This is a genomic window from Streptomyces sp. SID13666 (genome assembly GCF_010548325.1).
GTDB classification, from domain to species: Bacteria; Actinomycetota; Actinomycetes; order Streptomycetales; family Streptomycetaceae; genus Actinacidiphila; species Actinacidiphila fildesensis.
Window position 1 is genome coordinate 1 of the sequence record NZ_JAAGLX010000016.1, and the last position, 23946, is coordinate 23946.

General features: G+C 70.6%; 27 protein-coding genes and 2 pseudogenes. 26 read left to right on the top strand and 3 right to left on the bottom strand.

What is annotated here, in order from left to right; genetic code table 11:
• Window positions 1–25: 25 nt before the first annotated feature.
• Together G3I60_RS21155 and G3I60_RS21160 are read right to left on the bottom strand one after the other, a co-directional pair.
• Complete coding sequence (locus tag G3I60_RS21155; RefSeq protein ID WP_164607637.1) at window positions 26–1123, bottom strand: site-specific integrase; 1098 nt, start codon at window positions 1121–1123, stop codon at window positions 26–28.
• A gap of 208 nt (window positions 1124–1331) precedes the next feature.
• Window positions 1332–1754, bottom strand: coding sequence for a hypothetical protein (locus G3I60_RS21160; protein WP_164299333.1), 423 nt, complete (start codon window positions 1752–1754; stop codon window positions 1332–1334).
• 237 nt (window positions 1755–1991) lie between these two features.
• On the opposite strand from G3I60_RS21160, the gene G3I60_RS21165 reads away from it, so the two are divergent.
• The 25 genes and pseudogenes from G3I60_RS21165 (at window position 1992) to G3I60_RS21275 (ending at window position 22992) form a co-directional block, all read left to right on the top strand.
• Complete coding sequence (locus G3I60_RS21165; RefSeq protein WP_203673445.1) at window positions 1992–3152, top strand: ISAs1 family transposase; 1161 nt, start codon at window positions 1992–1994, stop codon at window positions 3150–3152.
• 350 nt (window positions 3153–3502) lie between these two features.
• Window positions 3503–4519, top strand: coding sequence for a hypothetical protein (locus tag G3I60_RS45585; protein ID WP_239070063.1), 1017 nt, complete (start codon window positions 3503–3505; stop codon window positions 4517–4519).
• Between the two features lie 193 nt (window positions 4520–4712).
• Window positions 4713–5483: a hypothetical protein gene (locus G3I60_RS21175; protein WP_164299330.1), complete on the top strand. Its 771-nt coding sequence runs from the start codon at window positions 4713–4715 to the stop codon at window positions 5481–5483.
• 28 nt (window positions 5484–5511) lie between these two features.
• Window positions 5512–6009: a hypothetical protein gene (locus tag G3I60_RS21180; protein ID WP_164299328.1), complete on the top strand. Its 498-nt coding sequence runs from the start codon at window positions 5512–5514 to the stop codon at window positions 6007–6009.
• Window positions 6010–6748: 739 nt separating this feature from the next.
• On the top strand, window positions 6749–7501 hold the full coding sequence (locus G3I60_RS21185; RefSeq protein WP_164299326.1) for a hypothetical protein: 753 nt from the start codon (window positions 6749–6751) through the stop codon (window positions 7499–7501).
• 6 nt (window positions 7502–7507) lie between these two features.
• A complete protein-coding gene (locus G3I60_RS21190) occupies window positions 7508–8782 on the top strand; it encodes an MFS transporter (RefSeq protein ID WP_239070064.1) in 1275 nt (424 codons plus the stop codon).
• A 77-nt stretch (window positions 8783–8859) separates the two neighbouring features.
• The gene (locus tag G3I60_RS21195; protein ID WP_164299324.1) at window positions 8860–10107 is read left to right on the top strand and encodes an ATP-grasp domain-containing protein; all 1248 of its coding nucleotides are present in this window, start codon (window positions 8860–8862) and stop codon (window positions 10105–10107) included.
• Between the two features lie 139 nt (window positions 10108–10246).
• Window positions 10247–12034: a type IV secretory system conjugative DNA transfer family protein gene (locus G3I60_RS21200; RefSeq protein ID WP_164607643.1), complete on the top strand. Its 1788-nt coding sequence runs from the start codon at window positions 10247–10249 to the stop codon at window positions 12032–12034.
• Window positions 12031–12159: a hypothetical protein gene (locus G3I60_RS46465; protein WP_275405946.1), complete on the top strand. Its 129-nt coding sequence runs from the start codon at window positions 12031–12033 to the stop codon at window positions 12157–12159. Before G3I60_RS21200 ends, G3I60_RS46465 begins: the two co-directional genes overlap by 4 nt.
• Window positions 12160–12195: 36 nt before the next feature.
• Complete coding sequence (locus G3I60_RS21205; protein WP_164294994.1) at window positions 12196–12468, top strand: hypothetical protein; 273 nt, start codon at window positions 12196–12198, stop codon at window positions 12466–12468.
• A 37-nt stretch (window positions 12469–12505) separates the two neighbouring features.
• Window positions 12506–12751: a hypothetical protein gene (locus G3I60_RS21210; RefSeq protein WP_164294995.1), complete on the top strand. Its 246-nt coding sequence runs from the start codon at window positions 12506–12508 to the stop codon at window positions 12749–12751.
• Window positions 12748–13920, top strand: coding sequence for a DnaB-like helicase N-terminal domain-containing protein (locus G3I60_RS21215; protein ID WP_164294996.1), 1173 nt, complete (start codon window positions 12748–12750; stop codon window positions 13918–13920). Before G3I60_RS21210 ends, G3I60_RS21215 begins: the two co-directional genes overlap by 4 nt.
• Window positions 13921–13992: 72 nt before the next feature.
• Entirely contained in the window at window positions 13993–14571 is a 579-nt protein-coding gene (locus G3I60_RS21220) for a hypothetical protein (protein ID WP_164294997.1), read from the top strand.
• A gap of 1 nt (window position 14572) precedes the next feature.
• Window positions 14573–14752, top strand: a pseudogene (locus tag G3I60_RS46470) (hypothetical protein); the annotation flags it as partial.
• A 121-nt stretch (window positions 14753–14873) separates the two neighbouring features.
• A pseudogene (locus G3I60_RS44630) lies at window positions 14874–15773 on the top strand (DNA cytosine methyltransferase); the annotation flags it as partial.
• A 158-nt stretch (window positions 15774–15931) separates the two neighbouring features.
• On the top strand, window positions 15932–16537 hold the full coding sequence (locus G3I60_RS21230; protein WP_164294999.1) for a DUF4913 domain-containing protein: 606 nt from the start codon (window positions 15932–15934) through the stop codon (window positions 16535–16537).
• Window positions 16534–17298: a glycosyl hydrolase gene (locus G3I60_RS21235; protein ID WP_164295000.1), complete on the top strand. Its 765-nt coding sequence runs from the start codon at window positions 16534–16536 to the stop codon at window positions 17296–17298. The genes G3I60_RS21230 and G3I60_RS21235 overlap by 4 nt, the downstream gene beginning before the upstream one ends.
• The gene (locus G3I60_RS21240) at window positions 17295–17783 is read left to right on the top strand and encodes a hypothetical protein (RefSeq protein WP_164295001.1); all 489 of its coding nucleotides are present in this window, start codon (window positions 17295–17297) and stop codon (window positions 17781–17783) included. Before G3I60_RS21235 ends, G3I60_RS21240 begins: the two co-directional genes overlap by 4 nt.
• Window positions 17780–18448: a hypothetical protein gene (locus G3I60_RS21245; RefSeq protein ID WP_164295002.1), complete on the top strand. Its 669-nt coding sequence runs from the start codon at window positions 17780–17782 to the stop codon at window positions 18446–18448. Before G3I60_RS21240 ends, G3I60_RS21245 begins: the two co-directional genes overlap by 4 nt.
• Window positions 18445–19281: a large ATP-binding protein gene (locus G3I60_RS21250; RefSeq protein WP_164295003.1), complete on the top strand. Its 837-nt coding sequence runs from the start codon at window positions 18445–18447 to the stop codon at window positions 19279–19281. Before G3I60_RS21245 ends, G3I60_RS21250 begins: the two co-directional genes overlap by 4 nt.
• Window positions 19282–19303: 22 nt before the next feature.
• Window positions 19304–19843, top strand: coding sequence for a hypothetical protein (locus tag G3I60_RS21255; RefSeq protein WP_164295004.1), 540 nt, complete (start codon window positions 19304–19306; stop codon window positions 19841–19843).
• A 57-nt stretch (window positions 19844–19900) separates the two neighbouring features.
• Entirely contained in the window at window positions 19901–20731 is an 831-nt protein-coding gene (locus G3I60_RS21260) for a helix-turn-helix domain-containing protein (protein WP_164295005.1), read from the top strand.
• A 119-nt stretch (window positions 20732–20850) separates the two neighbouring features.
• Window positions 20851–21705 carry a DUF317 domain-containing protein gene (locus G3I60_RS21265; protein ID WP_164295006.1) on the top strand — a complete coding sequence of 285 codons (855 nt, stop codon included), beginning with the start codon at window positions 20851–20853 and terminating at the stop codon, window positions 21703–21705.
• 21 nt (window positions 21706–21726) lie between these two features.
• Complete coding sequence (locus G3I60_RS21270) at window positions 21727–22587, top strand: DUF317 domain-containing protein (protein ID WP_164295007.1); 861 nt, start codon at window positions 21727–21729, stop codon at window positions 22585–22587.
• 30 nt (window positions 22588–22617) lie between these two features.
• A complete protein-coding gene (locus G3I60_RS21275; RefSeq protein WP_239070065.1) occupies window positions 22618–22992 on the top strand; it encodes a hypothetical protein in 375 nt (124 codons plus the stop codon).
• Window positions 22993–23110: 118 nt separating this feature from the next.
• Here the strand turns inward: G3I60_RS21275 and G3I60_RS21280 are convergent, their stop codons facing one another.
• On the bottom strand, window positions 23111–23377 hold the full coding sequence (locus G3I60_RS21280) for a hypothetical protein (protein ID WP_164295008.1): 267 nt from the start codon (window positions 23375–23377) through the stop codon (window positions 23111–23113).
• 219 nt (window positions 23378–23596) lie between these two features.
• Between G3I60_RS21280 and G3I60_RS44635 the strand changes: the two genes are divergently transcribed.
• Window positions 23597–23944 (top strand): DUF317 domain-containing protein, encoded by a 348-nt coding sequence (locus tag G3I60_RS44635; protein ID WP_164295009.1) that lies wholly within the window; start codon window positions 23597–23599, stop codon window positions 23942–23944.
• The last annotated feature ends 2 nt before the right edge of the window (window positions 23945–23946 follow it).

Below are 23946 nucleotides of genomic sequence, written 5' to 3' on the forward strand. Positions count from 1 at the left end.
GGGCTCACCTAGGCAACAGCCCTGCTCAGGCTGCCAGTTTGTAGAGGCTGAGGAACCCTTCCGTTTCCCGCCGTGACCATGTGACCTGCGACTTCTCGCCCGTTTGATGCAATTCCCGGGGGTTGATATATCCGGTCGTAGTGGACAACCACTCGTGCCCCAGGAGCTCCTGCAGCGCCTTGAGGTCCATCCCGTCTCCATACAGCGAGGAAGCGCAGTAATGACGCAGGACGTGCGGCGTGAGTCGCCCAGCCCAAGCCGGCAGCTGCAGCTCGGCTTGCCTGGTCAACGCGGTGCGCAGTGCGTCGTCTCCTACCCGGCGACAACGCCCAACGGAGTCGTCGTTCCGCTCGCTCGGCAGCATTGGGGCGTCGGGGTCGGACCAGTCGTCGCCGAATTGATGGCGGACTTCGGCCAGCCACCAGTCAATGAGCCGGTCCGCCCCGTTGATCGCCGGCACAAGGCGGGGCTTGGGTCCCCGTCCGCGGCTTCCCTTGCCGAAGCGGACGTGGAGTTTGCCGAAGTCACCCAGGTCCGGGCGCCAGTCCCGGATGTCCAGCATGATCGTCTCGTTCATCCGGAGCCCGAGTCGACGCCACAGCGAGGCGGCGAAGTAGTTCCGGGCTGCGGGGAGATACTTCCGCGCCAACAGAACCGATCCACGCCACTGCGTGAACAGGTGATCAATCTCCGAGTCGGAGGGTGGAACGCGGACCGCGCCCTTGTTCCTGCCCGGCGGCCGGTTGAACTCATCGATGGGCTGCTCGACGATGCACCCGGTCAGGGCCCGAATGTCGCCCTGATAGCGGGCGGTCATGAAGTCGTAGAACTGGGCGATCGTTCCGGCCTTGCCGGCTCGGGTGTTGGCGCTGCGCCCCTCGTGCCGCAGTCCCGTGAGGAAACGGTCCGCGTCTTCGCAACCGGCCGCCCAGAGCGGCCCCGGGAGCGAGCGGGCGAAGTCAATGATCGTCGACCGGGTGTTCCCCACGTGACCGTCGGTCAGGCCAGCCGAGGCCATGGCGAGTGCGTACTGGTCGACGATCTCCTGCTCGAAGTCCTCGAGCTCCAGCTGGGTCAGAGTCCCCCGCGGAGAGGAGAGGTTGCGCACCACGGCCAGGGTCATGGGCACCTCGGTTCAGGGATCCACCGCATACGTCTGGGATACCGACTGAACGTCAGGAATCCCGACGGAACAGCGAAATATTCACCCCACCGAGTGAACCCCCCTTGGCCTGCCCTGCCAGGTCAGACAGTCCCCAAGAACGCACTGGAACACACGGTCATAGAGACATGAAGAATCACCGCGCCCTCATGGAGGGAGACCCAGCGCGTCACGACCTCGGGTTGGTCTGAACCGGGATGCCACGCGCCGCACGCAGATCCCGCACGGGAGTCTTGGCTTGCGGGAACCTATCGGCCAGAACACAGAACGTCGTCAGGGAATGGAGATCGTCCAGTTCAGGGATGTGCTCCTTGATCTGGTCCCGGAGTCCCTGCCTCCGCGCGGCCCATTCCTCGACATGCCACGCGATCATTCGATCGAGGTAGTCGATCGCTGGCTTGGTCCCGTTGAGACGGCGCTGGGCGTCGAGGCTTTCGCGCCCGGCAAGGACGTGTTCGAAGCGCCACAGCAACGCGAAATAGTGGTCGAGTATCTCCTTGGTCTGCTCCTCGCTCCGGGTGGCGGACCGCCGGTAGAACTCCAGAGCACTCCGGGACGCGGCGGCCTTCTCGGAGGTCAGCTCGTTGTACAAGCTCCGTGCCAGATCGAAAGAGTTGCGGATATCGATCCCCCTCCCGGCTCGCCAGGACAACAGGGCAGCGCCCCAGGGCCTCGGCGTGAAGTCGACTTGAGCGGGTTCGCCCCAACTGGCCTTGCTGGTGGGGTAGGTGGCAACATGCGGCAGGCGCGGTTGCCAGCGATCATGTGAGTGTCTACGTCCCATGATCCTTGCTGGAAGACCGTGCCTGCTCTCGCTGAATCATCTCCCATGCCCGCCGGGCTTGACCAGCTCACCGCCTCGCCGTCTCTGGCGGCTCAGGAGTGTCCCGGCCTGCTGGTCTGTCTCGCGAGGGTGACTGATCCCCGTGATCCACGGGGCCGGTTGCATCCTCTGGTCGGCGTGCTCGCCATCTGTGCGGCCGCGGTGCTCACTGGTGCGACCTCTCTGCTGGCGATCAGCGAGTGGGCGGCCGACGCACCGCAACTGGTCCTGGCTCGGCTCGGTGCCCGTCGCGACCCTTTCACCGGCCGTCACCAGGCCCCGTGCGAGACCACGATCCGCCGGGTCCTGACCCAGGTCGACGGCGATGTGCTGGATCGGGCCGTCGGCGGTTGGCTGTCTTCCCGGCTCCCGCAGAGCGCCGGGAAGTTGCTGCGGGCGATCGCGGTGGACGGCAAGTCCCTGCGCGGAGCCGCCCGCGCGCACGGCCGGAAGATCCACCTCCTGTCCGCCGTCGACCACGCAACCTCCGTCGTCCTGGGGCAGGTTGATGTCGAGAACAAGACAAATGAGATCACATGCTTCCAGCCCCTGCTGGACGACATCGATCTGCGCGGGGCGGTCGTGACCAGCGATGCGATGCACACCCAGCGCGAGCACGCCGAGTACCTGACCGGCCGGGGAGCCCACTACATCGTGATCGTCAAGGGCAACCAGAAGAAGCTCCGCAAGCAGATGAAGTCCCTCCCCTGGAAGCAGATCCCGCTACAGAACCGCACTACCGAGAAGGGACACGGCCGAGGCGAGATCCGCCGCATCAAGGTCTGCACCGTCGCCGGCCTGCTCTTTCCCGGAGCAGCCCAGGCCATCGAGCTCAAACGTCGGCGGGTGAACCGCAAGACCGGGAAGATCAGCATCAAGACGGTGTACGCGGTTACCAGCCTGAACGCCGGACAGGCCAACCCGACCGAGCTCGCGGCCCTGATCCGCGGGCACTGGTCGGTGGAAGCTCTGCATCACGTGCGAGACACCACCTTCGCCGAGGACGCATCGCAACTACGGTCGGGCAACGCGCCCCGCGCCATGGCCACCTGGCGCAACCTCGCCATCGGAGCACTCCGCCTCATCGGCCGACAATGCATCGCCGCCGCCCTCCGGAGAAACGCCCGCGACGCCACCCGACCGCTGCACATTCTGGACATTCCATGATCGCGAACCGGTCATACCGACTTCACGCCGAAGCCCTGGGCAGCGCCCAAGGCCACCGCCGCCGCGAACGCCGCGATGTACGCAGCTGCGCTCATTGATCCCACTCCCCCGTCCTCATCTTGCGATGACATCACCCTGGCATGCGGCAGACCCGAACGACCGTGTTCTGAGCTGCATTTGAGGCAGCACGGCGAAGTCGGCGTCGCGGTGTCCGGTCTGTCTGTCCCGTGTGGCCCCTGTGCCGTCCTGCAAGTCCTTCCCGGCGTGCGAATCCCGCCCATCCTCCCCCTTCCGCAAACCACCCCGGCCCCCAGCGCCGGCGGTGGTCATTCCGAGACTGGAGATCACCCATGCCCCGACCGAGCGTTTACTCCTTCGCGGTCCAGGTCGCCTCGCGCCTGCCCGACTCCTGGACTGCCGTCGCCCACCGCCTCGACCCCAGCCAACCGGGCCCGTTCCACGAGGTATGGGACGACCAGATGCTGGAGTGGGCCACCTCCGAGCACTGCCGCAGCAAGGCTGCCATCCTGACCAGCCGCAGCGATGACTGCCTGCTCGTCATGGCCCATCCGCAGCGGGACACCGACTTCATCGTCGGAGCACTGGCCCCTGCCCGCCTGGTCAAGAATCCGGTCGGCGACGCGAACGCCCCCCGCGCCATCCTGGTCGGCGCCGAGCCCGTCCGAGCCGCGACCGAAATCGCACGCCGCTACCTGCCCCGCTACCAACAGGCTGTGTGGCAGGTACGCATCCAGGCCCTGGCTGCCGCAGCCGACGGCATCCGGCAGGCATCCGACCGGTGGGACGCGGTATCCGATTCCCTATGTGACGAGGACGGCTGGCCGATCGACGAAGAGAACTACGCCGACGGCAACGTGGCACGCGACGCCGCTGCCTGGGAGCACGTCGAGACGTTCCTCGCGCACGGACCCGCAGTCCTCGCCGGCGTACGCGCGGCGGCAACCGGGGCCGACTACGCCGACGGTCCCATCAGCAGCGACCTGCGGCGACTGCACGGCATCGACACCGACCTCACACGGGCGGCCGAGATCCGGCGCGAGTGGCAGGAGGCCATCGCCCTGGTCACTTCCTCCACGCACGGCTCACGGGATATCTACGAGGTCCAGACGCGGGAGCTGCGCAATGCCGAAGGCTGGCACCACGCCGACGAACTGGCAGGCAGCGGCAAGGCCCTGGTCCGTGCCGCCGAACCCCTGACCGGACGGCTCGGCATCCCACCCGGGGCGCCGGAGCGGCGCATTCAGGCAGCACTTCAACGCTCCGCCATGGGCCTGCGTAGCGCGTCGGCTGCTGATCCGGCCGCACCAGGCACCTCGATTCCAGGTGCTGCACGCCGCTCCCGCTGACTCCCGGATATCACTGCTGTCCGGCCGGGCCAAACCGCCCGGTCGCCGCATCCTCGACCCACATCACCTCGCCGCCATCTGCCCCCGGTCGCTGACCTTGCCCTTCCTGGAGATCCCGCTATGACCTGCGCCCGCAGAACCCGGTCCGATCTCGAACTCCCCCTCGTTCAAACCCATTTCGGATGGATCTGCCATGCCTACCTCCAAGCACAACTCTCTCCCCGACATCGCGGTCGGCCACCACCCCGACTTCGGCATCGTCGCCAGCAACCCCAAGCAACTGGCCGCCAGTGCGTGGATGCTGAACGGCTTCGACTTCCACCCTGTCCCCGGCGAGCCCACCCTGTATGCGCTCGCCGATCAGCAACGTGACGGCCAGGACCGTGCGACCCGGGCCGTCGCGATCCTGCGCAAGGCGGGCTACCAGGTCGACGTGGATGCCGCGTTCGACCCCACGCTGTCCGCCGACGCGCCGCGCGTTCGTGACCGCTCCCAGCGCGCCGAGCCCGACGTGGCGTTCGCGGAGCACCCCCAGCTCGGCATCGTCGCTGCCACCGCCGACGGCGCGGTCCACGGCGGTCAGCTCCTCGAACAGCACGGCTGGCAGCACGACCAGCGCCTGGACATCTATACGCTGCCCCGCGCCACGGACCGCGGTGACGCATTGGGCGCGGTGGCACGGGCCACAGTGGCAATGAACCGCGCCGATCTCCGGGTGGCCGTGCAGTCACACCTTGCCCGGGACATTGCCGCGCGCCGCCCACCCGCTCCCACCGCCGCAGCGCGCCACGAGCGCAGCCAAAGTGGCGCCGCTCGCAGGTTCCCGGTCATGAACGCTGCCGCACTCGCCACCAGTCCCGCCCGCACCGGCCTACCTGGCAAGGCGCCGGTCCCCACGCCCGCCGCTTCCTCCCCGGCGGCCCGCCCCGTGGATCCGCGCGTCGCGTTCTCCCGCAATCGCTGACACCCGACAAGAAAGCAGGGCAGCTCTCATGGCTGTGAAGACGATCTGGAAAATCACGCATTCGTGTGGGCACCCGGCGGAGCGCAATCTGTCCGATCGGGCGGCCGACCGCCGGGCGGGCTTCGCGGAATGGCTCGCCAAGCAGGAATGCTCCGATTGCTGGAGGGCCGCAAAGGACGGCGACGAGCAGGACAATGCCGCCTGGCTGGAGGCCAAGCGCGCCGAAGAGCAGGCCGAATCGGACGCCTGGTCCGAGCGGTATCGGATGCCGCCAATGGAGGGCGCTGCCCGCGCCGTCGCGTGGGGCGTGCGCTGCCGCCACCAGGTCCTGGCCGCCGCCTACACCGCCCTGGTCCTGGAAGGCGGCACCAGCGAGGCCGCCTGGGAGGGGATCGAGGACGCGGCCCGCACCATCACCCGCGCCGGGTGGTGGCTCGATCAACGCTCCTCCGAGCCCGGTGACCTCAGCGAACTGCTCCAGGCCGCCACCGCAGCCGACCGGCCCACCGAAAACCCCCACTTCTGAACCACCGGTGCCCCGCCCCAGCGGAGCACCGGCCCCCACCCTCACCAGCCACCGAAGCGGATACCCCATGCCCACGTACCCCCTGCACTGCGACATCCAGGCGCACCGAAAGCACCACCGAGCTGCTCGCCGAACTGCACCGCAGCCAGACCGGCTTCGCCCCCTACCTGCTCACCGCCTGGTCGCCCGAACTGACCGCCCAGGACACCGTCCTGCTCCCCCACCTGGCAGCGCTGCTCGACGAACCGCTGGCCCTGCAGAAACCACGAACCGGCCACACCCCCTCCCGACGGCTCACCTGGCACTGCGCGATCCGCAACACCACCGGCATGGAACTGGACGACGACGACTCGTTCGAGCTGACCCGCGAGGTCCTGGACGCCACCGGCATCGAGCCGGACGACGACCCGACGGCCTGCCGGTGGGTGGCCCTGCGCAACAGCACAGACGGGCTCGACATCGTCGCCACGGTCATCCGCGAGGACGGTTCCTGGGCCCGTCTGCACAACGACGCCTACGTCGCGCGGTCCGCCTGCGGCAACTTCGCGCACGACCTCGGCATGGGCGGGCACGACTTGCCGCCGGGCAGGCGGCGAGCGAACACGCCGCCTGCCCGCCGCGCGTCTAGCACCTATCTCCGGCCGGGCCAAACCGCGGATTCTCCGGATCCTCGCCCTGGCAGCCCGAAACCAGGCTCCCCCACTCACCCGTGTCCCACGCTCGACGCCCAGGAGTCCCTGTGCCTGCCCCGTACATCACCATCAACATCGAGCCCAGCGGCAGTGTCTCGGCCAAGGGCGCCACCGATGACCTGTCCGCCACGCTCCTCAAGCACGCGGGCTTTCGTCAGATCGAGGACTGGTACGGCCGACGACACCGGCTGCCGACCACCACCCCGCAGGCGGACCGCTCCGCCATCGCCTCCCACGCAGCGGACATGCTCCGCGCCGCCCGGTACGCCGTCGACCTCGACCCCGACCTCGACACCGGCCAATTGACCACCCCCACCGACCCGCGCGGGCTGCAGGTAGCCGGCGGCCAGGTCCTGCGCCTGACCGACCAGATCAAGGGCGCGGCGAATGCCGCCGTGGCCGCCCACGCCGTCGACCAGCTCCTCGACCCCACCCACGGCGTCCTGATCCGGCTCCAGGAAGCACTCGAAGCCACCGCCGAGACGGTCACCGACCTCGACGACAACGCCTTCGATCTTGCCGACCGCTTCACCGCCGCCTCCGAACACCTCACCGCCGCCGTTGAGGAACTGGACGGGGCTCCTGCACAGTTGCATGGCCTCGGCGACTCGTCCCAGCGGCGGGACGACATCTACCAGGCCCAGACAGCCACCTACTACGCGACCGCTGTCACGAGCGCGGCCCGCGCCACCTCACCGGCCGCGACCCAGGCATCGGCGGCCCTCCGCGCGCCAGCCTCGGACACCGCCCCGCCCTCGACCGCGACCCCCTCGCAGGGCCCCCGCCCCCGGGCCCGGTGACCAGTGATGTCCTCAACACCATCCTCCCGCAGCGCTTCTCCCCGTCTGTCGCGCACCTACCTCATGCGGGCCACCGATGCCCTGGCCAGCGCGACGGCCACCTACGCGATCCCGCTCCTGGTCCTGATCACCACCGGGTCCACCGCCCTGACCGGCCTCGCCTTCCTACTGGAATGGACGCCCCGCCTGGCCGCCTTCACCTTCGCCGGATCGCTGGCCGACCGCTGGGGTGCCGGCCGCATCTTCCGCACGGCCAACCTCGCCCGCACCGCCGTGGTCGCCCTGACCGGTGCGATACTGCTGACCCTTTCCCCCACCGGAACGACGACCACCTGCGTGGTCATGGCCTTCGGTGCTGCCTCCGGGCTGCTGACGGAGATCTCCTACGTCGCAGTGGAAACACTCGGCGCCCAAGCCAGCCGCCGCCTCGGCCAGGAAGCGCACCGAATCCAGGCCGCACAGACCGGCATCGACCAAGGCGCCCTGCTCATCGGTCCGCTCCTGGGCGGCCTGTTGCTGCTGGCCGGCCCGAGCGTACTGCTGGCCGTCGTCGCCGCGCTGGCCCTGGCAGCAGCCGCAACCGCGCGGGACGACGGTGCCCCGGCCGACCATCCTCCGGTGCCCAGCAGTCTGCGGTGCGGATGGCGGACCGTGCGCCGCACCCCTGCGCTGGCCTGGCTGATCGGCGGCCTGGCCTCGTCGAACCTGGCCTTCGGTGTCCTGCAGGCCGCCGCGCCGATCACGGTCATCCACCAGTTCCACCACTCCCCCGCCACCGTCGGCGCGGTGTGGAGCGCGGCAGCCGTCGCCTCCCTGCTCGCCGTGTGGGCCACCCGCCGAGCCATCGACCGCTGGCAGGTGTGGCCGGTGGGCGCGGTCGCCACCGCCCTCTCCACCGCAGCGTGCCTGGCTACCGCCCTGGCCCCGGGCTTCCCCGCATACACCGCGGCGATCGCGCTACTGATGGCCGCCGACGGAGCGCTGACCGTGGTCCTGCGCACGCTGCGCAGCCGTCTCATCCCCTCGCGGGCGTTCGGCTCCACCCTGTCGGTGACGATCATCCTGGTGCTGCTGCCGCTGCCCCTGGCCGGAGCCCTGGTCGCGGCCGTCCCCGCCGCCGACCTTCCGCACCTGCTGCTGGTGTGCGCCGTCCTGCAGGGCGCGGTGCTCGGCGCGTGCTTCACCGGCCTGCGGCGCCACCGCGCCGCCTGCGACATGCCGCACCCTCCGGCCCTCGCGCTGCAGAGCAGTGGACCGATCGCGCCCATGGACGCCCCATGACCACCGGCTCACCACCCTGGCCGGCCTTGCCTCTCCTTCCCTTCCTCATCCGATTCCCTCACCACGGAGGCTTTGCCATGTCTCGATCCTCTCTTCCGGTTCTGATCATCGTCGGCGGTACAGACCCGGTCTTTCGGCGCTATTGCGTCGAGCAGGCCGCCGCCGCGTATCCGATCGTGCTGATCGACGCCAAGCCGCCGACCTGGCCGCAGGGCCTGGTAGTCGACCACGAGATCGCCGACATCCGCGATCCGGCCGCCGTGATCGCCGCCGGCCTGGCGCTGGCCGAACGGCACGCCATCGCCGGGGTGGTCACCTGGGACGAGTACGCCCTGGTCCCGACCGCAGAACTCGTCGCCTGTCTCGGGCTGCCGGGCAACACGGTGGCGTCGATGAACGCCTGCCGGGACAAGGCGACCAGCCGCCGGCTCTTCGCAGAGCACGGCGTCCCGTCCGCGGGATCCACCCGCGTCGACACCCTGGCCCAGGCGACCGCTGCCGCGCACCGCACGGGCTTCCCCGTGGTCCTCAAGCCCTCCTCGCACGCGGGAAGCATCGGCGTGATCCGCGTCGACCGTCCCGAAGAGCTGTCCGCCGCGTGGGAGTTCGCCGGCGCCGGGGCCGGGGAGCAGGGACCTGAGGGCTGCGGCGTGTTGGTCGAGGAGTACCTGGACGGGCCCGAGATATCAGTGGAGTGCGTCACCCAGCACGGCGTCACCACGGCGGTGGCCGTCACCCGCAAGGAGGTCGCCTTCGCACCGTACTTCGAGGAAGTCGGCCACACAGTTACCGCCGACGACCCACTCCTGCCCGAGGCGGCTCCCGTTGCCGTCCAGGCGGTTCGAGCCCTGGGGGTCACCGACGGCGTGCAGCACGTGGAGATGCGCCTTACCGTCAGTGGTCCGCGGATCATCGAGGTCAATGCCCGGATCGGTGGCGACCTGATCGGCACACTCGTCCGCCTCGCGACCGGCCTCGACCTGCCCCGGATCGCCGCCGACCTCGCCTGCGGGAAGATTCCCGATCTCGCCCCCACCGCGCACAGCACCGCCGCGATCGAGGTCCTGTATCCCCCGGCCGGTGGCACCCTCACCGCCTGCCACTTCCCGGTCGAGCCCGGCCCGCAGCATCCGTGGCTGCATCAGGTGGCCTGGTTGCGTGATGTCGGGGACCGGGTCGCCCTGCCGCCCGAGGGAGACCTCGACAGCGCGCGGATCGGCCTGTTCATCGTCACCGCCGACAGCCCCGCCGATGCCCGGAGCCGCCTGACGGCCCTCAGCAACCAACTCACCCTGACTGTCGCCGGACCCCCCGCCACAGCGTGAACCGCCGCCGGCCCGGCCACCCGGCACCCGATGACTCCCCAGTCCGACCCACCACCTGAACAGGAGCCGCCCCATGACCAGCAGAAGAGCGCCGCGCGCCCCACCCCCTTCCCACCCGCTCTCCCTCCTTGGATTCGCCATGCCCTCCCCTCGTACCCGTGCGCCCTCCACCACCACCGGGACCGACGCGCTCCTCTACCTCCTGTTCGGTGTGCTCGGCGCCGCCCTCGCTTTCGGTTCGCTGGCTTGGCTGACCGGCAACCTCACCAACGCCCTGGTCGGCGACGGCCCCTGGGTGCCGTTCACGGCCAGTGACGCACTGCTGCACCCCGAGGTGCTGTGGCCTCACCTGAGTCCTACCGCCCTGCTGATCGGCGCCCGGGTCATCCCCGGCCTGCTCGCCCTCGGCCTCACCTTCACCGGCGTGGTCCTGTGGCTGCGCATACGCGGCGGCGCGAAGAACGGCCTCGCCCGCAAGGCCGACCTCGCCCCGCTGCTTAACAGGCAGATCACCGCGAAGGCGAAGAGCCTGCGGCCGAGCCTGTCCGACCTCAAGGCGAAGGAGATCGCCCCGGCCGACCGCGGGGTCCTTGTCGGCACGCTCTCGCCTGGCCGCGCCAAGGTTCGCGCCTCGTGGGAGGACGTGATCGTCGCGATCATGGCGCCACGGTCCGGCAAGACCACCAGCCTGGCCATCCCCGCGATCCTCGCCGCCCCCGGCCCGGTCCTGCTGACCAGCAACAAGGCCGCGAACGACGCGTTCACCGCGACGGTCGACGCCCGCGCCAAGGTTGGCACGATCTGGACGCTGGATCCGCAGCAGATCGCCCACCACCCGCGCGAGATGTGGTGGGACATCCTGGCCGACGCCCGCGATCTCGCCGGGGCCAAACGTTTGGCCGGTCACTTCGTCGCGGCAAGCGTGGACGAATCCAACGGCTCGGACTTCTGGTCCACCGCCGCCAGCAACACGCTCGGAGCACTGTTCCTGGCCGCTGCCAGCAACCGCCGTCCGATCACCGACGTGCTCGCCTGGCTCGCCTCCCCAGCAGACCGCACCCCAGTGGACCTGCTCACCGATGCCGGCCACCACGCGGTCGCCGCCCAGCTCCAGGGCACCGTCAGCGGGGCCACGGAAACCCGTGACGGCATCTATGAGACAGCGCGGCAGTACGCAAGCTGCCTGCTCGACCCGGACGTCGCCGCCTGGGTCACTCCCACCAAGGGCCTGCCCGAGTTCAAGCCCTCCGCTTTCGCCACCTCCCGCGACACCCTGTATCTGCTGAGCAAGGACGGCGGTGGATCCGCCTCGGCGATCATCGCGGCCTCGGCCGACGCGGTCATGCGCGCCGCCGTGGTCGTCGCGGAGCGCTCCGGAGGACGCCTCGACCCGCCGTGCCTGTGTGTCCTGGACGAGGCCGCCAACGTCTGCCGGATCTCCGATCTCCCGGACCTGTACTCGCACTTGGGCAGCCGAGGTGTGATCCCCATGACGATCCTGCAGTCCTACCGGCAGGGCCAGAAGTGCTGGGGCGAGGCCGGAATGGACGCCCTGTGGTCCGCCGCCACGGTCAAGATCATCGGTTCGGGTATCGACGACAGCGACTTCGCCGACCGGCTCTCGCGGCTGATCGGCGACCACGACGTACAGACCACCTCGGTATCCACGTCCGATGGCGGCAAGTCCACCTCCGTGTCGATGCGCACCGAGCGGATCCTGCCGCCGGACGCGATCCGCGCGCTGCCCAAGGGCCAGGCACTGCTGTTCGCTACCGGCATCCGGGCCGCGATGCTCAACCTCCAGCCCTGGTACAAGGAACCCGTCGCCAAAACGGTCGGCCCGGCCTCCGCCCGCGCGACCAAAGCCATCACCGAGCGGGCCCTCGCCAAGACTCTTGGCCGCGACGACTTCGAGCTGTCGGCATGAACGACCCGACCCTCAAGGTGCTGTCGCTCAGTGCCGCGGTCCAGTCGAGGAGCCTGCTGCTCATGGCAGCCGAAGGCCACCTTCCGGGGCTGGACCTGGCGATCTTGCCGGCACCCAGGATGTGAACCCGCCGCCGTCTACTCCCATGCAGGCCGGATCGAATGGAGTTCGACGCGGCGACCCGTGCGGGCAATGCGTCGGCGACCGCGGAGGGCACCCCGCTGCTGAGCCAGGCGTACGTGCACCGCTCCCGGCGCCCGCTGGATAAGGCCCCGATCGACCGGGTCACCGCCCATGAGCGGTCCGGCCGCCAGGGCGACGTCTTCGACGCCGCCGCGGACGCCGAACTGGAACTAGGCGAGCCAGAGGGCTGCTCCCAATGGTCCGGCCGCTCCGGTGCCCCGGTCCAAGCCGACCTCGACCTCGCGATGTGAACCGTCTTGTCCCCTCTACTTGTTCAGGAGATCCCTCATGACCTCACCCGGCCCATCCTCCTCGGCGCCGTGCTCCGGGCGACTCGCCCGTTCGCCGGTCGTACGGCGCGATGGCCAGTGGTGGCTGGTCAACCGCGGTGGCTCGATCCTCGCCACCGACCCGACGTTCACCGGTGAACTGGACCGCTTCGCCGCCGCGATGGCTGCCGCCGACCAGGCGGTCGCCGCCCTGCGCGCCCAGCCGGACGAGCCTTCGGACCTTCGCCCCCGGGGGCGGCGATGAACCCGCTGCTGGGTGCCGAGCAGGCGGTACTCGGCGCTGTGCTGCTCGACCCGGGCCAGCTCGCGCACCTCGATTGGCTCGCACCGGATTGCTTCTATCGGCATGCCCACCAGGCGCTGTTCGCCTCGCTGCGCAAGCTCCGGGCCGATGGCCACCCCGCGCTCGCGGACCAGGAGGCGGTGCCGCTGTCGTGGGTGAGCGACGCGGTCGACGAGGCCAGCCACCACGTCCGGGGGCTCACGGTGGCCTATGCGCACACCCTGATCGCGGCCTGCCCCCGCCCCGGTCATGCTCCGGTCTACGGGCGGATGGTGCTGGAGGGTGCGATCCACCGCAGCGTCACCGAACACGCGATCCGCCTGCAGCAGGTTGCCCGTGCCGACGCCCTACAGGGGCAGGTCGAGGGAGCGCTGCACCAGGCGGACGTGCTGGCGGGGGTCCTCGGCGACCTCGCCCTTCGCTGGGGATCCGAACCGCGCCCCGTTAACCCCACCGCACCACCGGCCACGGCCGCCGTCGGACTCTCCCCGGTCCGGGACGACCATGTCGCCGAGGAGGAACGATTCCTGTTGGCGGTCCTGGTCGAGCGGCCACAGGAGATGGGCGAGGTGGTCGGGTGGCTGCGGCCGGGCGACTTCGCCGACGCCGCCCACGGTCACCTCTACCGGTGCCTGGGCGCCCTGCACCACCGCGGCGAGCCCATCGACCGGATCACCGCGCTGTGGGAGGCCCAGCGTCGTGGCCTGCTGGCCGACGGCACGCTGAGCGCCGAGCAGGTCACAGGGATCTGCGACGGCGGGGGTGCCGGCGGTGCCGAGTGGCTCGGTGAGCGGATCATGCGCTCCTCCGTCACCCGCACGGCCACCGCGTCTGCCCGCGCCATCCGGGCGCTGGCCGAGAACGAAGCCCTGGCCCCTGGGCGGCTCATCAGCCACGCCTTGCACGCTCTGGGTCCGCTCGATGAGGTGCGTGCCCGATGGCAGACCGTCACCAGCCAGCCCGCCCCGGCGCCGCCGGCCCCCGCGCCGCCGACCGAGACGTCCCCGGCAGCTCGGGTGCAGGCCGCACTCTCGCGCAGCACGCCGCGACCAGCCGCACAGCCCTCGGAACGTCCCGGCACTGTCTCCGCGCCATCGGCCGCGCGCCCCTCCTCTCGGACCCATACCTGAAAGGTCCCCACCCGTGAGAGGGACCCCCGCCATCCCCCTCGTCTGTCCGTCCCGCACCATTGGAGCCATCCCGTGACCGCCATTTCCGACGCTCTGGCCCTGCGTGCCACTGCCTCCGCGTTCGACGCCCAGCGCGGCAAGCTGCCCGTGCTCGACGATCCGCACCGTTCCCCCGAACCCATCGCCGTCTGCCGCCAGATCTCCGAACTCGGCAAACTGATCACCGACCTGAGCGACGAGGTCCTGTTCCGCGTCGGCGCCGACGACACCGCGGCGCATACCCCCCGGGTCGTCACCGCGTTCGCCTCCGCTATCGAGCCCGCGTGCGAGGCCGCCGCCGCACTGGGCGCGGTCAGCCACCAACTGGCCCTTCTCCAACAGGCTTGGCCCTACCGTCACAAGCCCGACACCAGGGACGCCCATGACACCGCCATCCATGCGGTCAAGGACGCGCTGACGGCCGCAGAAGGGGCTCTGTGGGACGCCGCGTCTCCGCTGCACGCCGCCTCGGCAGCGATCGCTCCCCCGTCCATCCGGCTCCAGGCCGCCCGTAGCCGGTCCACCACCACCGCCCCCGGCCCGGGCCCGCTGCCTCCTGCCAGCCCTTCCATGCCGTTGGCCCCATCGGGCCGAGCCGTACGGGGCCGGTGACATGGAAACCACAACCCTGCGACTGCCGCTGATCGGCTCGCTCTGCTCGGGGTACGGCGGTCTGGACCTCGGGGTCCAGGCTGCCCTGGGCGGCCGGACCGCCTGGCACGCCGAGATCAACCCCGACGCCTCCCGCATCCTGGCCCGGCACTGGCCCGGCGTCCCCAACCTCGGCGACATCACCACCGTCAACTGGGCCCACGTTCCCCGGGTGTGCATCCTGACGGCCGGTTTCCCCTGTCAAAGACGTCTCGGTCGCCGGCCGCCGAGCCGGACTCAACGCCCACACCCGCTCCGGGCTCTGGCTGCACGTCGCCCGTGCGGTCGAAGCCCTCCGCCCCTGCCTGGTGGTGATCGAGAATGTCCGCGGCCTCCTCACCTCCCCCGCCGGTTCCCCTGGCGACGTGGAATTCTGCCCGTGGTGTCTGGGAGACACCCCAGGCCAGCCTCCTCTGCGAGCACTCGGTGCCGTACTCGGCTCCCTGGCCGACCTCCGGTACGACGCACGATGGCTCGTGCTTCGCGCCTCCGACATCGGCGCCCCACACCGACGCGAACGGGCCTTTCTCACCGCCTGGCCCGCCGAAGACGCTGCTCAAGACCCCGACAAGCAACATCGGCAAGAACGGCGGCAGCCAGCACCCGACGAAACGCAAGCAGGGCGGCCATGGCCCGAATCTGGCCGACGAGGTGGAGTGGCTGCTGCTCCCTACCCCGAAAGCGTCGGACGGGATCAAGGGCTCGCCGAACCAGCGGCACGGCAACGGCGACCTGACCCTCCCCTCGGCAGCAGCCTCACTGCTGCCCACCCCGAGGGCCAGCAATACGGGCAGCTCTGGGCGCCGTCCCGGCAAGGGCTGGCGCCCGCCTCTGTCGGCGGCGGTTCTGCCGCTGTGGGTGGAGGCGAACCCGGAGGCCGGGGAAGCGACGGGCGGTGGGGACCGTACGGCGCCGCCATCGCCCGATGGGAGACCCTCACCCGCCCGGCACCCCCGCCCACCGACGCGGCCGGACGCCTGCGCGCGGACTTCGTGGAGTGGATGCAAGGACTTCCAGCCGGCTGGGTGACCGCCACCCCCGGACTCGGCCGGCCCGCTCAACTCACCGCCCTCGGCAACGGCGTGGTTTCCCAACAGGCGGCCCGAGCAATCCAGTTGCTGGCGCCACCGTTCCCCCGCTGCCCCCGCTGCACCGCCCCGTAGCCGCCTTCTATCGCCATTTTCCGGCCGTGCCAAATCGTGGAATCTCCGGATCCTCATCCCCATGCCCGCCCCCTTCCCCCGATGGAGACCTGCCGTGACCTGCAGAAGAGCGCCGCGCGCCCGCCTCGCCCTACCCGCTCCCACCTCTTGGATCCGCCATGTCAGACCCCACCCCGGCCACCCCCGAACCCGAGCCGTTCCGCGTATCCGACGAGGACCTCGACGACCTCGTCACCCACCTTGCCAAGACCATGGCCGAGGTCCGCCAGCACGGTGTCATCCTCGACCGCCTCGACTCCGAACCCGGCCCTGCACCCGTTCCCCCGCAGCCCGCCGAAGCCGACCCCGATACCGAGCCTGCCGCCGCCGATCAGGCCGGCGGCCCGATGTCCGTGTTCATCCTCGCCCTGGGCGAGAAGGCGTACGCCGTCGAGCTGGGCGCGCTCAGCGCCTGGGTGAACTGCCTGTTCCTGCCGGTCTACGGCCGGGAGATCAGTACCACCCGCCCGTGGTGCGACCAGTGGCACGAGCACCTTGAGGCCGTCGCCCGGCTGCACGCGCTGTGGCTCGCATGGCAGCAGCTCACCGATGCCGAGGCCGGCCTGTCCGGTCCCTCAACCTGGCACCGCGACCACCTCGACCAGGCCCTGGTCCACCTGCGGGCACCCGATGGGCCGTTCGCCGCGTGCACCACCAGCCCAAACCGGCCCAACCACCGGCTGCTGGCCACCCCGGCGCCCGAGATGGAAGAGGCCACCTCGTGAACAGGGAACCCGACTTCGGCCTGGATGATTTCGAGCCCGCCGACGCCGCCTCCGCACGCGCCGAGAGCAACCTGTGGGCCGCCGACCTGACCGTGCTGGCCGAGCACCACACCGCTCCGACGGGTTCGCAGAGCTATCTCGTCGCCCACGACCGCTCGGTGACCTGGGGGGTCCCCGGCGATCCACAGCTCGTCGCCATCAAGATCGAACGGGATCCCGGCAACCGGACGTACACCTTCGAGTCCGCCAGCCACGCCACGGTGTCCTTCGCCCAGAACTGGCTGATCGAACGCGGCTGCCCGCCCGAATCGATCGCGCAGGGAACCGACTTCATCGCGGCGGCCGACGACCTCACGGTCCGCGTCGAGGAGCAGATCCGCGCCTCGGGCGACCGCTACGAGGTCCTCGACTCCCGATCCTGGGACTACGACCCGTGCGAGTCGTGGACCATGGTCCACGACTCCAGCGCCGCCCAGGCCCCGGTCCGGGTCTTCCTCGACGAGGGAGATCTGAAAGCCAACACCTACACGGTGCGCGAGGGCGCCTTCGCCGACCGGGAACCCGCCCAGGAGTGGCTGGACAACCGCGACGGACCCCTGCCCGAGCCGCCCGAATACCGCCGCGATGCGACAGCCCTGCGTACCCGTGCGGCGCTCAGCCGTTCCACCGGACCCGCCGTGGACCCGCAGGGCGGCCTCAACACCGACACCGTGCCGTCCGCGAGCGCGAGCCAGCGGCCGACGTCTGGGCGGTCGGTGTGAGCCGCGCCCGCTTCGCTTTCGCCGCGCACCCCGACGCCATCGCCGACCTGCGCGAACTGCCCGACGCGATCCGGGACCAGGCGCTGCTGCACCTGCAGGACCTCGTCCACGGAGAGCGCGTCGCCAAGCGCCTTGAGGGCCGCCTCGACGGCTTCCACAAGGTCTACCTCGGCACCGGCACCACGTTCGCGAGCCACCGGTTGGTGGTCCAGTTCCGCAGCGCGCCACCCGACTCAACGCACGCCCGCGAGGTGTATCTGGTCGCGGCCGGTGCCCGCAAGGACTACGCGGTCTACCGCACCGCCCAGCTCCGCACCGGCATCACCCAGGCCGACGAGACCGATCCGGCAGCCCAGGCCCGTATCCAAGCCGCCCGGTCCCGATCCCCCCACGCAGGCGCACTCTCCCCGAGGGTCCCGCCTGCCGTTTCTGCGGCGGCCAGCACCAATGTGCCCGCCGACTCCCGAAAGGCTTCCTTGCGATGACCAACGACCGCACCCCGGTGGCCCGCACCGAACTGGCCGGTCTGCTCACCGAGGCGGGGCAGAGCATCTCCGGCATCCTGCTCGCCGAGTACCCCACCCCGGCCAGCCGGTCCTACCTCCACCCCGTCCTCGGGGTGCTGTCCGCCGGCCCCCGAGTGGTCGGGGAGCTGACCGACCGGCTCGAAGGGTTCCTCGACGAACCCCTCCCTGCCAGCAGCATCGGTCTGTTCACCCTCGCCTCCTACGCCTCCGCACTCGGTTGGCTGACGGAGTCCCTGGCCGAACTCACCTCCACCGTCGACCAGATCTGCACCCACGTCGGTATCCCCGCCACTCCACCGGATCCTGCCGTCCTCGCACCGTCACCGCAGGAAGAGGACGGCGAAGGGTTCGACTTCGGGTTCAGCGCGCTGGAACTGGCGGCCATCCGCACCGCCGCCGAGGCAGCCGGGCTGGCCTCCGACGAGTACGTCCAGGTGCTCTCCCAGTCGCTACTCGCCGCCGCCCGCATCACCGACGCCTGCATGGAAATCGCCAGCGGCCTGGACGAAGACGCCAAGTACGTCCTCGGTGAAGCCACCGACCACGTCTGGATCGGCGAAGGACCCAACAGCCTGCCCACCTTGGTCCGCTCCTTGCTCGCCCGGATGGAAACGACCACATGAACCCCCACGACCCGGCCAGGCGGCCCGGCGCGCACGCGGTCACCGAGGAGTTCGGCGTCGAGGACCCATGGAAACTGAGCGACGGCCACCCATTCCGCGACCCGCTCGATCTTGTCGGCAGGATGGTCGCCGAAGCCGCCCGCGATGTAGACGAGTTGCACGGCGAGCTGACCCGCGCTGCGCAGTCCGCGATCGAACTCCTTGAGCCCATCGGGCGGGGCGAACACGCCGGCATGCGCGGCTGGTACGGCATCCTGCGCACCGCAGGTCCGCAGATCGAGCTGCTCGTCGCACGCCGGGGAGCAGCCTACGAACACCTGACCCGCGCCATGTCCACCTACCACCGCCTTCTGCCCGAACCGGACACCGCGCTGGCCTTGAAAGCACCGGGGCAGAACCTGGGGCCGGCCCCGGAGCATGAATCGGAGCCGGGGCGGGACGACGACTGGGCTATCGCGGATGGTCGCCAGCTCGCGGCCCTTCAGGCGGTCGAGGCGGGCGGCCTGCGCTTCCACCAGAGTGCGGTCTACGGCGACACCTGGCTCTGCGACGGAGAGGGCAACCGGCCCAAGGTGCTGGCCGAAACAGCCGAACGGCTGATGGCAGACGGGCTGCTGGAGAAGGACGCCAGCACGTCGCTGTACCGGCCTGGCCAGCTCCTGTCGCTCACACCGCACGGCGAAACAGCGCTCCAGGACGCCCGAACAGCCGCACCACGCGTATCCGCTGCCCTCAGCCGCAGCCACCCCGCCTCGGCTCCAGGAGTCGCGGTCACCGACACCGCCCCCGTTTCCCTCGGCGGCACGGCCTCCAAGCCCTCCCGCTCCCGCTGAATCCCCAGGAAGGAAGCCCCTCATGTCCACCGCGATCTACACCCGCCTTCTGGTCGAGCACCGCTACGGCCGCCCGCTGGAGGAACTGCAGCGGAACGGCGCGCACGGCGGCCCCGGCGATCCTGTTCTGCCGATCGTGCTGCGTCGGCTCGACGGCCTCGCCGCGACAAGCGGGCGGACCCGCGCGGCCCGCCGCCACCTCGACACGGCCTGGCAGCAGTGCCGCACCGGCGAGCACACCCTCGACGACCGCGTGGTGCTGTTCGCCACCGAGGTCGCAGAACTGGAACGGCAGGAGCAGTCGGAAGCCGAGGTTCTGTGGGACCTCCTGGACGTCCGCCTCCTGCTGGAGTGGCCCGCACGCCCCGCTCCCGCCCGAGGGGCACCCACCGAGCTGGGCGTCGAGGAGCTGATGCCTGCCGCCCGCCATGTCTCCGCCGGCCTGTCCCGCCTCAACCGCGACGCCTTGCGCCAGGGCCTGCGCGACCGCGGCATCCACGTCAGCAATCACCGCCTCGGCATGGTGCTCCAGCATCTTCGCGCCGAGCGCGCCCCTCGCTGACCAGCCTCCACGACCCCCCTCTCTCGAACCGCCCCTCTACCCCGCGGAGTTATCACCATGCCCTCCCTTGTGCAGTCCGGCACCTCGCCGATCGGTGCCGTCGACGCCCAGCGCGTCGAGGACGCGCTCGCTCTGATAGCGCCGAAGTGGACCACCTGGGTCGTCCAGACCCTGGCCCAGCAGAGCGGCCCCCTGCGCGTGCGCGACGTCGCCGCCCGGCTCCCCTTCGTCAACGGGCAGCTCGTCGGCAAACGGCTGGCCCAGATGCACGCCGACGGGCTGGCGACCCGTGCCGGCGATCGCCACGGCAGGCGGTACCAGCTCAGCGGGTTCGGCACCTCGCTCTCCCCGGTGCACCAGGCCCTGTCCGAGTGGTCCCAGGCGCACCTGTCGCTCGACGAGGTGGCCGGTGCCGAGCGCGTCGAGGATGCCGTGCGCCATTTGCACCTGCGCCACTCGACCACCGTGATCCAGGTCCTCAACGCGGGCGGGCCCATGCGGTTCGTCCACATCGCCGAGGAGGCCGGGCTGGACAACGGCTTCACCAGGCTGCGCCTGAACCGGCTTCGGCGCGACGGCCTGGTGACCCGCACCGGCCCGCGCTGGGGCGACCCGTATGTCCTGACCGACGCCGGTAAAGCGCTGGGCCCCGTCTACGCCGCCGTCGAGCACTGGAACAACCCTGGCGCCGTGCCGCGTCCCGCTGCCACCCCGGTCGCGACGGCCATCCGCACCCACACCGGGGCACCGCTGGGGTCGGACGGCATCCGGACCGCAGCAGCGTTGCGGCGAAGCCCCGCCGCACCGGGGGACCTGTTCAGCCACGCCCCGCAACCGCGGGTGGAGACGGCGTTCACCGTCCGGTCCACCCCCTCACGCGGCCGGTGACCGGCATGCCCCCAGCGCCAGATCCGCATCTCCGCTGCCCCCGTGCCCGCGCGCCGCCGCGCAGTCCGCCGCCGACTGCGCGCGGGCCCGTTCCCCACCTCCTCCAGGAGCCCTCCCCCGTGTCCGTGACCCTGTCCCTTCCGGGCAACCTCGCGCCCGACACCGTTCTGCTGGTCCGTCCCGTGTACCTCGCCGGGCGAGGCGACACCGCCGCGATCTACGACGCGCTGTCCGAGCGCGGCTGGGGCAACGCGGCCACCAACAGCGGCCTGATGTTCACCAGCCCCCACCAGAACGCACAGGTCGCCTACCTGCCCGCCAGCCCCAACGGAGGCTGGAAGGTCACCGAGTACCGCGAGCCGCTGGGCATGCCCGTCTGGTCAGCCAGCTTCTCCGAGACCACTCCTGCCGAAATCACTTCCGCCTTCACCACCGCCCTCGCTCACAGTCTGCCCAGTCGGCACCGGGACTTCCTGTCCGGCGGCCCCCACTACCGGCCACCGAGCAGCCCTGCCGGCCTGCTGGCCGACCGCGGATGGGAGACCGATGACACCGCCCAGTACCTCTACCAGCGCTCCCCGGACGGACACTCCTCGTTCGCGCTGCGCAAGAACCACCTCGACGAGTACGCCGAGCTCGAAGGTGCGGCCCCGGCGCTGTGGACGATGCACGGCGGCTTCGACCAGGTCAACGGCGAGCACTGGCAAGCCGACTTCACCAGCGCCACCCCCCTGTACCTGGTGCGGGAGGCCGTACTCGCCCTCACCAGCACCGAACCCGTTCAGCGGCCACTGTGCGAAGTCCCCGAACGGAATTTGCCGTACGTCACCGCCCGGTCCGCTGATGAGGCCCGCGATCCGCGCCGGTCGGCCGCCCTTGCCCGCACGCCGAACACCCCGCCAAGCCGCCCGTCCACGCCTGCAGGGTCGTCCCCCGCGAACGCGTCCCTGTCCGCCCCGTCACGCCGCCGCTGACCAATTTCCCTGGGAGAAGCCGTGCCCTACCAGCAGGACTCCGAGTGGTGGCGCGAGTACCACGTCACCCCGCGCTATCTGGCTGGATCGACCTTCACGGGCGATCCCGCGCTCCAGCCCCTCCTCGCCCTGGGCTGGACAACGACCCGAGACGATCTGGGCAACGTGTACGTCAACGCCCCGGACCAGACCGTCCGCCTGGGTTACCTGCCCGAAGGCGACGACGACGCGCTGTGGAAGATCACGGCGTACTCCGACCCCTTCGCGATGCCCCGCTGGCAGGTCACCTACCAGGACAGCACCCCCACCGAGATCGTCGCCGGGTTCACCACCGCGCTCGCCACCGCCTATACCGAAGGCCCAGACGCCTACCTCTACTACGGCAACAGCACGCTGGCCGCGCTCGACGTCGGCACCCCGCTGGCAGCAGCAGGCTGGAGCCACTACTTCGCCACGACCAACGTCTCCTTCCGCTCCCCGGACGGGCTGGCCGAGGTCCACCTACGCCGCAACCGCCTCGACCACACAGCGGAAATGACGGGGCATCAAGAGCGGTGGCTCATGCTGGCCGGACCACCCGGCAGCCAGTGGTACGCCACCGCCTCGTCGTTCACCCCCGAGGGCCTGGTGGCCGCGATGAACACCGCGTTGACCGACCCCGCACCGGTCATCCGCTACGGCGGCGACCTGCGCCACCTTCCCCCGCAGGCGACCGTGACTGCGATCAAGCCGCCGCTGCCGACTCCCTTGGACGTCCGTCGCGCTCAGGCCGCCGTTGCCCGCTCCACCGTAGCGTCCCCGGCCGCCGGCGCGCGGCCCGTCATCCCGGCTCCCCGCGCGCCCACCGCTCCGCAGCTCCCGCGCCCGGGACACCGCCGCTGACCACTGCCCGCCTCACGTTCGGAGCCAGCCATGTCCGATGCCACAGCCCTCGACCAGGCCGACGCGATGATCGAGAAAGCCTGGGGCCGCCCCATCACCGCACTGGAAGACTTCGCGGCCCGCCGCCCAGTACAGGACCCGCTCCTGCGAGCGGTGATGCGTATCCGTTCGTCCCTCGTCATTTCGGACAACGCCGTCGCCGTCCAACAGGACCGTCTGCACGCCCTCACCCGGCCCGGCCATGTGCCGGCCTTCTACGACCTGGGCCGCATCACCAGCTCGGCGGTGGATCTGCGGGTCGCGCAGGCCGAGAGCCGCACGGGCCTGCAGGCGATCAGCCACGTGATCGAGGCCCGCGAAACCGCCGTGACCGCGGACCGGGCACCGGCGGTCCGCCTCGCATAGGCTGCCGTCGCCCGCTCCGCGCACGCACCGCGCGCCCTGGGCCAACCCCCCGACCAGGCAGCCCCATCGGTCGGTGCCGGCCCGACGGTCGCCACGGCCGGGCCTCGCAGGTAGCCGGTCAGTCCGTGTCCTCCTCGCCGTGGTCTTCCCGAACCCGGGAACCCACCACGTGGGCCAGCTCCTCCACCGTCATCTCCACCCGCCGCCCGTCCGACACCCGACGCTCCACCACCGCATCCCCGTCACGCGCGGCGTCGGGCTTCATGCCGACGGCCCACTGGCCGTCGGCGACCATCGCGATGTCGCCTACCGTCCACGGCCTACCGGCCGCGCGGATCTTGCGCTCCAGCCCGGCACCGTCCCCATGTCTGCCCGGCTCCGCCACGCCTGTCCCCTTCGGCCCCGTACGGCCCTGCGCCGCGACCTAGTTACGACAACCGGCCGCGCCGATCCATTCCTCCCGCCCGCCGGTACACCGTCCTCGGCGGCCAGTTCGCCCACGGCAGACACGGTCTCCGGGGAATTGACTACGTACTTCGGCACACTGCATGTCAACGTACGGGTGTCGGGAAAAACCGCAGCTCAACGAAGGGATCGTCCAACCGTGCATGCCTCCACCGCCCTCCTCCCCGCTGTCGTCCGCCCCTGTGTCGAAGACCGCGACTGGCTTGCCAGCGATCACTGCGCGAGCCCCGTCCTCGACCTGCTCCACGCTCTCAGGTGGTCCGTCGTCGATACCCCGGAGGCCAACGTGCACGCCGTCAGCCCGGACGGCCACGTCTACGTCGGCTGGCTCCCTGAGGACACCGCCGCCTGGACACGCGGCATCGTCTGGCAGGTCCGGGTCATCCCCACCGACGGGGAGCCCTGGGTCCAGGAGTTCGGTCTCTACACCCCCTCCGAGGCCGTCGCCGGGTTCATCTCCGCCCTCGTCGCCAACCCCTCCCGCTGAAC